Source organism: Marinobacter fuscus (genome assembly GCF_003007675.1).
In the GTDB taxonomy this organism is placed as follows: Bacteria; Pseudomonadota; Gammaproteobacteria; order Pseudomonadales; family Oleiphilaceae; genus Marinobacter; species Marinobacter fuscus.
Genome location: NZ_PXNP01000020.1, coordinates 104,923 through 117,531, shown reverse-complemented (window position 1 = coordinate 117,531; position 12,609 = coordinate 104,923). Strand labels below are relative to the sequence as shown.

Below are 12,609 nucleotides of genomic sequence, written 5' to 3'. Positions count from 1 at the left end.
ATGAGCCCGCAGCTTTCGTCGCTCCGCCAGCCACTATACCAGCAGCAGGCCCTGCCGCCATTCCCAAAGCCGCATCCTGAGCGACCATTTTATATCCTTCAGCCCGGTATTCACGCGTTTTCTCAGCTTGCCGAAGCGCGTCATTGAATGCCTCAACTGCTTGATTATCAACTCCGGGTAATTGGTTGCCTTCAGGATCATAGACTTTGCCATACATGGCGCCAATGGTTTCGCCATGGCCGTTAGGCCCAACAACAACCGTATCCAGCCCCACCGTCTCGCGAAGGTGCCTTTGTGATAACTGACTTTCTGGAACTGGAATTTCTTGCACAGGTTCCAGATTATCCAGAATCGGTGCATCCTCCCCCGTTTCAGCATTCTCTGGGGTAATAACCGCTTTAAACTCTAGCCCCAACGGATCCACAAAATCTAACGGGTTTTTGGTATAGCGGTAAGCATTTAGTCCGCCTTTTAAACCCAAAGGATCTGGCGTCAGATACCGGCCTGTCGCGGGATCATAATCCCGGAACCGGTTCTGAACAATTCCCGTCAGCTCATCCTCAAACTGCCCCGGCAATCTGAGTGACTGATGAATCCCGTGATTAAGTGTGTCGGGCTGGCACTTGCCCCACGCATCCGCATTACCCTCCCAGACCTTTTGCCCCTCCTGATCCCACAACCGAACAGGCATCATCCGATGATCCAGTTCGTAGTAGTAGGGTTGGTTGTCGATCAGCGTGATTAAGGGCTCATCGGTTTGTGGGTCACGGAGGTACCACTGCCATTGGCCGGAAGGACTTTGCTCTCCCAGCAAGACATCGTTGTGCCACAGGTAGGTGGTGGTGCCTGCGTCGGTTTTGCGCCAGGCCCGTCTGCCCAGGGCGTCGTAGCCGTAGGTGATGTGCTGCTCTGGCCGTTTGAATTCGATGAGCTGGCCTTCGGCGTCGAAGGTGCGGTGTTCGGTGGTTTGGCCGGTAATGCGGACTTCTGCGCCCAGGGCATCATAGGTTCGTTTATCGTCGCCGCTTCTGATCAGGCGATCCTGTTCAATCTGGCCGCCTTCCGGGAGTCGGTTGCCGCCCAGGTCGTAGTGGTAGGTTGTGTCGTTTTCATGGATCAGCTGACCCTGGCTGTCCCGCTGATAGTGGGTGTCGCCGGTCAGGTTGTCCTGGGTGGCTTCCAGGCGGTTTTCGGCATCCCAGCGGTAGCGTCTTGTGGCACTTTGTTGGCCCTGCCATTTGCGTTTGATCAGGCAGCCGTAGCGGTCGTGCAGCTGGCTTTGAGTGTTAGAGCCGGCGGTACGGGTGGCTTCGCGGTTCTGGTTGTCGAAGGTGCGTTCAATCAGGGGGTTGCCGTTCACCGCCAGGGTCTGCCAACGGCCTTGTGAGTCGTAGTGGTAGTGGACGGTGGTGCCGTCGGGCAGTTCGATCTTTTCTATCCGGCCACCGGGGCCGTAGCCGTAGGCGGTTTTATATTGGTCCTGATGGTGTTCGGTGATCTGGCCGAGGGTGTTCCACGTCCAGTGCAGCTTGCGGTCGGCGCAGCTGGCATGGGTGCGGCGGCCAGCGGTGTCGTAGCGATAATGGCGGGTGACCGCTTTGCGGTCTTTGCCCTGACTGGTCTGGGTCAGTACCCGGCCAGCGGGGTCTCGCTCTGTGCGCTGCGCCCAGAAACCTGGGTATTCCCGGTGGGTGATGTGCCCGGCGGCGTTGTATTGGAAACGGATGTCCCGGCCATCGGGGGCCGCGCAGCGGTCAATATGGCCTGCGGCATTCCAGCCCAGTTGCCATTGCTGGCCATCGGTGCGGGTGATGGCGGTCAGGCGTTCGCTGAGGTCGTACTGGTACTGAACCTTATGGCCATCGGGTCGGCGATACGCCAACGGGCGCATCAGCGGGCCGTATTCGTAGCCGTGATGGTCGCCCTGGGCGTTGGTGTAGTCGGTCAGGCGGCCAGCCTTGTCGTACTGGTACTGGCGGCTTCGTTTCTGATCCGGAGCCTGTTCCGGATATTGGTGTACGGCCAGCAGGCGCTGGCCCTGGTAATCGTATTGGGTGACCAGGCCTTGTTCCAGCTTGCCCGCTATGCGGCCATCCGGCTGGTAAGCAAAGCGCTGAAGCGCCCCGTTGTGAGTACTTGCCAGCACCTGCCCGGTGTCGGCGCACCCCATATCCACGGTTTCACCGCTGCTGCTGATAGCCTGGGTGGGCCAGCCTTCGGCATCGTACCGGTACTGCCACTGGCTGCCATCGGGGCGAATCTCGCCGAGCAAACGGCCCGCCAGATCAACCCGGCGCTGGTGCATCCGCCCGTCCGGAAACGTCTCTTTGGTACAGAATCCCAGCTCGTTGTATTGCCACCGGTGTCTGCGGCCATCGGGTTCAACGGTTTCGACTTTGCGGCCTTTCTCGTCGTAATGATGGTGCGTCTGGGCACCATCAGGGCGAGTCTCCTGCACCAACCGGCCCAGGCCATCGTAGGCCCATTGCCAGAGCGCACCATCCGGGTCCTGCCGGGCGACAATGCGGCCGCTATTGTCGTAGTGAAACACTTGGGTGTTGCCGTGAGCGTCGTGCACTCGGGTGAGGAAGCGCTCTGGCTGGTACTCGAACCGAAAATCATGATGGCCCTGTTCACCGCGGCTACGCAGGCAGCGTGCATCCGGGCCATGGCCTTGCCATTCGAAGCGGAACGTGTAGCCGGTAGGCAGCTCCCGGTAGGTGAGCAGGTGGCCTTGATACTGGTACTGCTCGGTGCCGTGGTCGCTTTCGGCGCGCAGCAGGTTGCCCTGCTCATCATAACTGTACCGGGCCAGCGAGCGCTTGTTCTCGCCTCCCTCATTCAGGGAAATCGTTTGAACCAGATCCGGGTGGTGTTTGTGGTAGCCCAGCTCCAGGCTGATTCCGGCACTCAACTGAATGCCGACCAGGCGGGCGCCCGCATCGTAGTGGAATCGCCACTGCTGCCCCAGCAGGTTCTGAACACTCACTGGCAACCAGGTGCGGCTGTCCATGGTGGCCAATATCCAGGCGCGGCCATCGGCCTCAGTAAGCACCATCTGGTTATCGCGGCGCCGTTCTACCCGTAAGCCGGTATGCAGCTGCCAGGTAACTTCCCCCGGCTTCAGGGCGTCCATAACCAGTGAACGGGCATCGCCATCGACAATCCAAAGCCGATCATCCTCCAGCACAACCCGGCGCAACCCGGTCATCGCCCAACCGGCACCCAGGCCCAGCTGACGGTCACAATAGCCAGAGCGGTAACGCCGCACCCAGTGCAGGGGCATCGCGCCTTGAATAGCAAAGTCTTCAATATCGAGGATTTCTTCACCGGAAACCGGGGCTACCGGGTCACCCTGACACTGCATATCATCGGTATTGGCTCCCGGGTCACCGGTATCCGCTGCTTTTGGCGCGGAATCAGCCGCTGCGGCAGAAGAGCTTGCAGACGCACCAGCCTGGCCCGTTCGCGCGCTGTCACTGCCACCGCCAGCCCCGCCGCCACCGCCCTCACCCGGCGGCAACTTGTCAACCGGGACACGGTAAATCGCCAGCTGGCCTTCACGGAGCATCTGCGCAACGTGGCGAAACAGCAGATCGCTGTTGTTGGCAACATGCAGCGATACGCCATGGGCCTGAAGAATGCCCAGCCACTGGGGGTTTTCCGTAGCAAAGCCTGAACTGAAACGGCTCCGCAGCCATTGTGCCCAGTTCTCGTTGTCTGACGGGTTCTCCGGCGCACCGGGGCCTTCGTAGGTGTCCGGCTGTACAATGATGTATCGGTATCCGTCCGCACCGTTAATCTGTATCTGACTCGCCATATCTGCGCAATCCTTGCCCTGATGTTGTCCGATGACCTGCTATCGAAAGCGGTTCGGGTACTACCTTTACCGGCACGCAACCGCGCCCAGGTGACTGTCGGACACTGGCAACCGACACTCCAGCCTAATCTCTCCGGCCGCCGTTTTCCGAATATATTCAACACCAAACTTGAACGCCGGTTCCTCCGGGCTGAAACGGACACCGGTAAAACCGGTGTAAGCCGTGTTCTCGAATACCAGCAGTTGCCCGTCTGGCAAAACCAGATCACACACATCCTGCCGATCAATCACCCGCCAGTTCTCACCGGGCCGGATGGCTTCAAACCGCAAGCACGGATAATCGCTCTCGGCATTGAAGCGCGTGTAGCGCCAGAGTGTTGCTCCATGCCGTGCAACCCGAACCTCCATGGCACGGCTATCCACTTCCGGCGCCGACTGCTCCGGCGGGCCACCTGCGAAAACCCAAAACGACAGGCTGCCGACCAGTACAGACAAGATCCATCGGAGTGCAACAATAGGGCGTTTCATTGATTCGTTTTCCGTTGGTGTACCGAACAGTTATTGAAGGTAACGTACGCGCCGCTGGAACCGGTCGCCGGGCACCGACGCCCAAAGCCCGGCATTGCCGATAACCTGGCGGAACGCGTTCAGATCATTGGCCACCACAGGCGGCTGAACCTGTCGCCGGGTTGTTCCGGTGTAATCGCCCCGAAAACGCAAATCCACCAAAGTATCTCGAATACGGGAATCCAGGGCTGGCCAGTCAGTACTGCCATAACGCTCCAGAACATCCTGTTTGCCGCAAATGCGGATCACATCCTGTGCCATGGCGGCATAAACCGTTTCGAACAATTGCAGTTGCACGCTGGCGCTTATCTCGAAATCCAGCAGATCGTTGTCGATGATGAACTGTTCAGCCGCAGCGCCCTTCAAACGCGCGGCGCCTGCAATGGTTGTCGCCTGGTTAGCTGGCAAGCCCGCAGCCGCAAGGTGTCGGGTAACCTCGGCGCGGGACCGCTCCTTCAGATCGTAGCCCCGGCCCACGGTCAGGCCAGACGAGGCTGATGGCACATGCAGAATGCGGCTGTGGTAGCGCCCGCCTTCCTGCCCTTCGGCTTCCCAGGTTAGCCGCCCCTCTGCAGGAGGCAGAATCGCAACCCGGGTTCTTGCACTGCCAAGTGTCTCTTGCAGCCAGCGCCAGGTTTGACTGCCAGCCGCCACCAGCCCGGTAGCAACCTTCACTCCCCGGTCGTTCTGGAACCGGGCGATGGCTGCTTCCAGCTCGGCCCCCGGGCTGCTGTCTATTGGCAAAACAGGCAACGACTGCTGGCGCCGGTGCACGTTCAACAAGGCTCGTACCAGTTTTACATCAGCGGCCCGATTCGCGCCGCCACGGCCAACACTGCCAGTCAGCTGCAAGTTCATTCATCCAACTCCCTGTTGTTCCTGATTGGCTCAATCACCGGCTTGTCGTTTATTTGCCAGGATCGCCCCGTGCTTTTCTGAGAAACTGCAATAACCCCTGCCAACGCGCTGTCTCTGTCCAGCAACAGCAATGCGCCCGGCAAACTCCAGTCACCGAGCCGATACCCGTCCAGTAGCCAATACAATCCCCACAAACCGCCCAGAACCCCGGAAGAAGGCAATAGCGACTCTGGAAACTCCCAACGCAACTGCGGCTGGTTCCATTGGCTGAGCCTTCCGAGGAAGGGCATCAAACGATCCAGGCCGGAATCCCGGGGGTAGTCCGGGCAAACCAACACGTCGATAGCCGGAACCGCTTGCTGTGCCCGCTCCAGCAGCTCACCCAGATCATTAACGCCGTCAGTTCGGCCATCCAGGGCACTGAAACAAACCTGCGGCCCGGAACCCGGCGCCAGTGCCAGTGCCAGAAACTGGAGATCGGAGCCACTCTCTACCGCCAGAATCTGGGCAGGGACACCGGCACGCTGAATGCCCGCCATCGCCAACGCCAGACCGGCGCGCCCGAACCCAAACTGCACATCAAGACCTTCGAACGCAGACTGCCACCTGTCTTTATGGCGCAGCTCTGTGCTTGGCAGAATCACCCAGACTGCGCAATCCGTGGCCAGAAACGGCCTGATCTGTTCCGGCGAGAGCTTTACGGTGGCCTCGCATGGTGTTGCAGGCGGCTCAAACGGGGCAAACCCCTGATCGAAATAGGCCGTCAACTCCTGCCCGGCTATCCGACCAGCCAGCGATACCATCTGCCAACCAGCAGCCTGCCCGGTTTCCATCATTGCCAATACCCGCCAAAGAGTGACCAGGGCGCGCCTTCCAGCAGCCGCCAGCGAGGTAACCAATGGCGTATTCTCGCCTGTATCTGTTCCCGCTCGTTTTTACTCTGCTGCAGCGCTTGTCCGGCCGGCTCACTGTGATCATCACCCTGCACCGCTAACTCCTGCAGCCAGGGCCTGAATCGCTCTGCCCCGGACATTCCCATGGCTTCCACCAAGGCTTTGCTATCAACGTTTCCGGCCAGCCAATTGATCATGCCGGGGTGATGCGCGTCTGGCAGGTTCAGCATCATCGGGTAGAACCACGCTCGCCATCCATCCCGGCGACTCTGCCAGAGCGCATCCAGCAGAGCGCGAAGACTCTGCTCTGTGTGGCTGCCACCTCCCTGAACCTGCAACCAGGCCTGCCACTCGGCGGGTAACGCGTTGGCTCGCCCCCTTCGGGCCATCGCCATAGCCACCCATACCTGAGCTTCTGCGTCATCCGGAAACTCACCTGGCAACGCCGCTTCGGTAAACTGTGCGGCAAGCCGCCAGCAGGCTGTCTGGGCAGTGCCTTCGACCAGAAGCTCCTCAACCACGTTGGTTACATTCAGTCTTGTTGCCAGCTCCAGTTGCAGCGTTTTGCTCCAGTGCTCCGACAGGGCCGTCCACGCCTGCGCTGCCAGCGCATCCGGATACTGCTCGCACCACAAAATCAGTCGCCGGTCTTGCTGTCGCAGCAAGGCCAGCGGCAATGAAGGATTGTCGAGCAATGCCTTGCGCTGGTTAAGCAACTCCTCAAGCATGTTCCCTCACCCCTGAAACCGGCATGCCTCAGTTCAAACTGATCTTCGCCGCTTTCAGGTCGATGGTTGTGCCCTGCACACTGATGCTGGTGCCCTTGATCGAGATCGCACCGGAGGCTTCCATGGTTATGCTGGCGGCGCCTGTTTTCAGGGTGATGCTCTGCCCTGCGTCAATCGTGATCGCCTTGCCAGCGGTGGTTGCCTGGTTACCGGTAACATTGATGGTCTGGTTGTTTTTGACCGTCAGCGTATCGTTGTTGCCAACCGTGGTGGTTCGGTCATTCTTAACGTCATCAGTCTGGTTATTCTTGACTGTAAGGGTGTCGTCGTTGCCGATGGTGGTGGTGCGGTCGTTCTTGACGTCATCTGTCTGGTCGTGTTCGACCGTCAGGGTGTGGTCTTTTTCCGCATGCATCAGGAACAGCTCTTTGCCGATGGTGTCGTCAAAGCTGATCTCGTTGTAATTGGCACCGCCACCCTTGGTGGTCGAGCGTGTCTTGAACCCGGAAATATTCTTCTTCGACAGCGGCTCATACGGCATCTTGTTCTTGCCGTTATAAACCGAGCCCGTAATCAGCGGCAGATCGGGGTCCCCGCTGAGGAACTCAACCAACACTTCCTGACCTTCCCGGGGGATGAACTGGGCTCCCCACTGCTCCCCCGCCCAGGACTGGGCAACCCGGATCCAGCAAGAGCTTTTCTGGTCGTACTTTCCTTCGCGATCCCAATGGAACTGAACTTTTATCCGCCCGTGTTCATCCACGTAAATCTCTTCACCGGGTGCACAGGTAACTGTGGCAGTCTGCAACCCCGGAACCATCGGTTTGGGCAGTTTTCGGGGGACATAGGGTGCGTCGGTTGGAATGCAACGGAAACTGTTGGTGTAAAAATAGTTGCCCATGGAAGGCTGGTTATCCGCATTCAGCGGCACCGACGCTTCAATGGAAATCTCGGTGATCACAAACTCGTTGTGGGGTGGAATCTCATCTTCGTGTTCTTTGAATGAAAAGGTGTGCCCGACACCAAAGGATCGGTAGTCCGACACGGCACGATAACTCTCCGATTCCTGGGCAATACCTTTCAGATGCAATGCAGCCAGGCTGGCACCATCTTTGATAGGGCGATCTTCACCGAAATACCCGAACAGCTCCCGGGAACCAAACGGGCCGCCAGGCACCTTTTCGCTGCTGCTGTCCTTGATTTTCTGCTTCGGAACTTCAAAATCGAAACCATGCTCGATAATTGAGTTGGCGGTCGCCTTGAAACCGGCATACCAACTGGAGATATGCGCAGTGCCCGTTGGCCGTGAACAGAAGACAACAGAACCTTCAACGGCTTTGGTCCAGGCCTTCTCATGATCGGTGATCACCATGGTATGAGAGCCACTGGAATGCAGGAAATAGAAACACAAGCCTTCGTGGGCCAGCAGGCGGCATACAAAGTCCCAGTCGGTCTCGTTGTACTGCACGCAGTATCGATAGGTATACAGACCTTTTTTCAGCTTCCAGCTGAACGCGACGCCATGTTCGCCCAGTATGGTCTCAACAATCTTCTTGACCGTTTTGTCCTGGAATATCCGACAATTGGTGCGGTTGGCCGCAGACCAGGCACGAGGAACAATGATCGCTTCATAGCGCTGTCCATCACTGTTGTGCAAAGGCTTGCCCAGCTCCCATATGCTCAGAAAATGGCCGTGGAAATGCTTTTCACCACCACCGTCTTTCGAGCCCACCTTCAGGCTGACAGTCACACCCTCGCCAATGTGCTTTTTCATGTCTGGAATACGCTGGTTGGCGGTAAAGCCGACACGCACTTCGAAAAGACGGGACATGCCTTCCCGAACGTTCAGACGCTCCAGTACCAGTGCGTCTTTGCCGAGGGAGCTGTGAATCTGAAGAAAATGGTGCTGAAGTTCCTTGCCCATGAATCGCCGCGCCTTCCTGGTTTCGGTAATAAAGAATGACAGAGGAAACCGCTCGGGTTCCCTCTGCGGGTTTCAGGCCAATTCTTAGAACTGCTGGCCTTTGACACCACTGTAGCCGTAGGACTTCGGCCCGGTGATGCTGTTTTTGTCGTCGGTTGGGGTCACAGTCATCATCATTTCGGTGTAAGAAATGGTGATGGACTCTACCGGGCGGTCACCGGAGACAGACACGGAGTAGTTGGAAATCATGGCATCGGTCAGTTCGATCTTCATGATTTCTTCAACAGCGTCGCCCTGTTTGGTGATGTAGAAGGTCGCCTTCTTACCCTTGCCGATAGTGGCTTCCTTGAACAGGTCTGAAGAAGCGTTATCCTGCAGTTTGGTGATGGTAACATCGCCAAGACGGGTTGCTGAGGCCTCACGGTCCATTGCGGTACCGGTGTAAGAGGTGATTTCACGGTGAACGTTAAAGTCCATGGTCAGAACAGTAATCATATCCTTGAACTGATCTGCGGTGGCTTCACCCTTGATACCTTCGTAATCCAGGTAGGTATTCGCTTGCATGTGTATCTCCTTGCGTTTTTAGTTACGTCCTGTAACGAGGACATGGTTATCCCGGCCCCGGCCTCAAACCAGAACCTTGGATTCTTGGGGTATACCCAACTGTCCAGACAGCTATACAAAGGGGGGTTGTTATTTTACTCGTTGCAGTCCCTGGCATTATGTACGCCGCTTCGGACACACAGCAGCCTTGATGAACTCTGCCGGTGATTCGAGATAATCGACTGAAACATAATCCAACTTCCAGCGTTCCTGCTCCCTTCCAAACTCCATCTTGATAACAGCTGGTCTATCAAATCGATCAAATCCATTCAGCGTGAGACAACCGAAGTTACCGTCACGAAGCTCGAAATGGTTTTCTTGCCTTATCAATATATCTGGCAAATCTGACAAAATCGGGAAATAGTCCGGGAAATCGGAATAATGTTTGATTTCCCGACTTCTCATCGAGCGGGTTAGCAAGTCCTCGACAACATATTGATAGTCGCGACTCTGCACTTTATGTGAATACAAACCATACGTGTCATATAAAGTGTCCCTTTTATCATGACTTGCACATCCGGAAGCCAATATTACCAGCAGTGGCAGAATTTTAAACGGTATGGCGCAACAAATTTTCTCAATCGTTTCAGACCACACCGTTATTTTCATTCCAGGCCTCCGGGTACCAGTCAATCCGCAATCGTAAACTGGTTATTTGTTACACCAACATGAATTCGTGTCGGCTTTTCATTAACAGATATCGCTTCAAGCAACATATCCGACAGCATCGGCAATATGTCGCGCTGAATAACCTGCTGAATATTGCGGGCGCCGGTACTTGCCTGGTGACCGCTGTCAGCAATCTTATCGATCACACTGTCATCGTATGCCAGTTCCAAACCGTGTTGACGCTGCATCCGCTGGCACACCCGATCCAGTTGCATGCGCGCAATCGAGCGGAGCTGCTCCTGGCCCAGCGGTCGATAGGGAAGCACCACTGTCCGGCCGAGAAACGCTGGCTTGAAGGTTGCCAGCAGGTCGTCCCAAATTGCCTCTTTGAGTGCCGTCGGCTCCGGAGCGGTCAGCTCATCAACGTACAGATCTGAAATATGTTCAGATGCTGCATTCGAGGTCATCAGCAAAACCGTATTGCGGAAGTCAACATCACGGCCTTCTCCGTCCCGCAAAGAACCTTTATCGAACACTTGATAGAAGATGTCCTGCACACCCGGATGCGCCTTTTCCATTTCATCAAGCAGGATGACACTGTAGGGCTTGCGGCGAACCGCTTCGGTAAGAACCCCGCCCTCGCCATAGCCCACATAGCCCGGGGGCGAACCCACCAGCTGTGATACCTTATGCTCCTCCTTGAACTCGGACATGTTTATGACCGTCATGTTCTGCTCGCTGCCATACACCTGCTCCGCTAGCGCCATGGCGGTTTCGGTCTTGCCCACGCCACTCGGCCCTACCAGCAGGAACACCCCCAGTGGCTTCTTTTCATCCGCCAGTTCGGCTCGGGCGACCTTGATGGTACGGGCGATTTCATCCAGCGCATGATCCTGGCCGGTGACCCGCTCTTTCAGGGTTTGTGCCAGGCTGAGAATACCCGCCACCTCATTGGACTGCATGCGCCCAAGAGGAATACCGGTCCAATCAGACAGCACCTCAGAAACCAACTGGGTGTCTACCTGCCAATGCACCATCACCTGCTCACGCTCTGACAGTGTGGTGCGAATAGCATTCAGGCGCTGCTTGTCGGCCTCGTTTTCAGCTTCCAGTAAGGCGCGACTGATGCCTGCCGCTTCCTGTACCCGTTCTCTTTCCGTAGCCCACTCGGCTTCAAGCTGTTGCTGCTCTTCTTGTGCCAGGTGCAACCGGGTGTTCAGCTCATCCTGGCGGGAAGCGTGCTCCAGACCGACGCGGGACTCCCGCGACAACAGCGCCAGCTCTTGCTCCAGACCCTCAACTTCCGCCCTGAGCCGCTCTACCTGCGACGGCACGCTTGCCTGGCTCATGGCAACACGAGCACAGGCCGTATCCAGCAGGGCAACGGCTTTATCGGGTAGCTGACGGCTTGCCAGAAAGCGTGTCGACAGCACAACAGCGGTCTTCAACGCTTCATCGGCAATCTGTACGCCGTGGTGGGCTTCGAGCGTCGGCACCAGCCCCCGCAGGATCTGAATGGCTGTTTTTTCATCTGGTTCATCAACTTTCACCACCTGAAAGCGGCGGGTAAGCGCGGCGTCTTTTTCAAAAAATTTCCGGTATTCGGCCCAGGTGGTTGCGGCAATGGTGCGCAACTCACCCCGCGCCAGTGCTGGCTTCAGAAGGTTGGCGGCATCATTCTGGCCAGCCTGACCGCCAGCTCCCACCATGTTGTGGGCCTCATCGATAAACAGAATAACCGGTCGTGGCGACGATTTAACCTCGTCAATAACACCTTTGAGACGGTTTTCGAATTCACCCTTCACACCGGCTCCCGCCTGCAATAACGCAAGATCCAGCGTTAACAGGCGCGCCGGTTTCAATGCCTCCGGCACATTGCCTTCGGCAATTCGCCGGGCCAGGCCTTCAACCACTGCCGTTTTGCCCACACCGGCCTCGCCCGTCAGGATCGGGTTGTTCTGGCGTCGACGGCTAAGGATATCAATAACCTGCCGGATTTCGTCATCGCGACCGATAACCGGGTCGAGTACTCCGGATTCGGCCTGGGCGGTCAGATCAATGGTGTACTTGGCCAGGTGCTGCTCTTTGCCGGGTTTTGTTTTAGCGGGCCCGCTCGATACCGCCGGTGCCACCTCAAGCGTTTCACGAATCGTCTGCCAGTTGGCCAGCAAACCGGCGGGATCCAGGCCGTTCAGTTCTCCGGCATGGCGGGTTACCAGCGCAGCCATGGCAGGGTCGCTGAGCATGCTGTACAGGAGGGTTGCACCGCGCATCGCGGGCTCGGCAAACTCGATGGAGGTATCCAGCCAGCACTGGCGGAACAAATCCACCAGCCGCGGGGCCAGGCTTGGCGTGGCACCACTGCCGGTACGGAAAGTTTCCAGCCCCTGCTCAAGCTGGCTGTCCAGTCGCGCGATATCGAGGTTATAGAATGAAAAAATACCCGCAAGATCCGGATCTTCAGTGCGAATCATGCTTTTCAGCAAATGCTCCGGCTCAACGGTGTGGTGTGTTCGCTGAAAACAGAGACCAACGGCGGTTTCCAGAGCTTCTTTACTGGCATCATTCAACTTCTCGACCAGAGACTTGAGTGTCATTGACGACATG

General features: G+C 57.3%; 9 protein-coding genes. All 9 read right to left on the bottom strand.

What is annotated here, in order from left to right; all coding sequences use genetic code 11:
* A partial coding sequence (locus C7H09_RS05840; protein WP_133166206.1) for an RHS repeat-associated core domain-containing protein occupies nt 1-3,820 on the bottom strand: 3,820 nt, incomplete at its 3' end.
* Nucleotides 3,821-3,886: 66 nt separating this feature from the next.
* Nucleotides 3,887-4,348 (bottom strand): hypothetical protein, encoded by a 462-nt coding sequence (locus tag C7H09_RS05835; RefSeq protein WP_106761668.1) that lies wholly within the window; start codon nt 4,346-4,348, stop codon nt 3,887-3,889.
* Nucleotides 4,349-4,378: 30 nt separating this feature from the next.
* A complete protein-coding gene (locus C7H09_RS05830; RefSeq protein WP_106761667.1) occupies nt 4,379-5,245 on the bottom strand; it encodes a lysozyme family protein in 867 nt (288 codons plus the stop codon).
* Nucleotides 5,242-6,081, bottom strand: coding sequence for a hypothetical protein (locus C7H09_RS05825; RefSeq protein ID WP_106761666.1), 840 nt, complete (start codon nt 6,079-6,081; stop codon nt 5,242-5,244). Before C7H09_RS05825 ends, C7H09_RS05830 begins: the two co-directional genes overlap by 4 nt.
* A complete protein-coding gene (locus tag C7H09_RS05820) occupies nt 6,078-6,866 on the bottom strand; it encodes a hypothetical protein (protein ID WP_106761665.1) in 789 nt (262 codons plus the stop codon). Before C7H09_RS05820 ends, C7H09_RS05825 begins: the two co-directional genes overlap by 4 nt.
* A gap of 28 nt (nt 6,867-6,894) precedes the next feature.
* Entirely contained in the window at nt 6,895-8,790 is a 1,896-nt protein-coding gene (locus C7H09_RS05815) for a type VI secretion system Vgr family protein (RefSeq protein WP_106761664.1), read from the bottom strand.
* A gap of 84 nt (nt 8,791-8,874) precedes the next feature.
* Complete coding sequence (locus C7H09_RS05810; RefSeq protein WP_106761663.1) at nt 8,875-9,354, bottom strand: Hcp family type VI secretion system effector; 480 nt, start codon at nt 9,352-9,354, stop codon at nt 8,875-8,877.
* 156 nt (nt 9,355-9,510) lie between these two features.
* Nucleotides 9,511-10,002, bottom strand: a complete 492-nt coding sequence (locus tag C7H09_RS05805) for a hypothetical protein (protein WP_106761662.1) — start codon at nt 10,000-10,002, stop codon at nt 9,511-9,513.
* A gap of 20 nt (nt 10,003-10,022) precedes the next feature.
* Nucleotides 10,023-12,599, bottom strand: coding sequence for a type VI secretion system ATPase TssH (gene tssH, locus C7H09_RS05800; RefSeq protein WP_420844178.1), 2,577 nt, complete (start codon nt 12,597-12,599; stop codon nt 10,023-10,025).
* Nucleotides 12,600-12,609: the final 10 nt, after the last annotated feature.